The sequence below is a fragment of the Pseudomonas sp. EA_65y_Pfl1_P113 genome (genome assembly GCF_963970525.1).
In the GTDB taxonomy this organism is placed as follows: Bacteria; Pseudomonadota; Gammaproteobacteria; order Pseudomonadales; family Pseudomonadaceae; genus Aquipseudomonas; species Aquipseudomonas tritici.
The window spans coordinates 1-255 of record NZ_CAXAQM010000741.1 but is presented as its reverse complement, the minus strand read 5'-3'; the positions used below and the strand labels follow the sequence as shown (position 1 = coordinate 255).

1 protein-coding gene is annotated in these 255 nt (G+C 54.9%); it reads right to left on the bottom strand.

Features of this window, described 5'->3' with window-relative positions:
- Positions 1-255 (bottom strand): transposase (locus AACY52_RS31985; protein ID WP_339561645.1); only part of this gene is annotated, 255 nt, incomplete at both ends.

Here is a 255-nt window from a genome sequence, read left to right as displayed (position 1 = left end):
CAGATAATTAACGGCCTTGCCCAGCGCACTTTGCGGCGTCACTTGGGACTGGGTTTTCTCCAGCCAGCTTTTCAGTTGGGCAAGCACCGGTAAGCTCTGTTCCTGGCGACCGACAAAACGCTGATCACCCGTGACCTCTTTGAGTTCACGTTCGATACCATACAGCTTGTTAATCATGGCCAGCGCGATATCGGTACGGCCCGTCTTGCCTTTGGGTTGCACTTTTTGCGCATCGACGAACTTGCGCCGCGCATG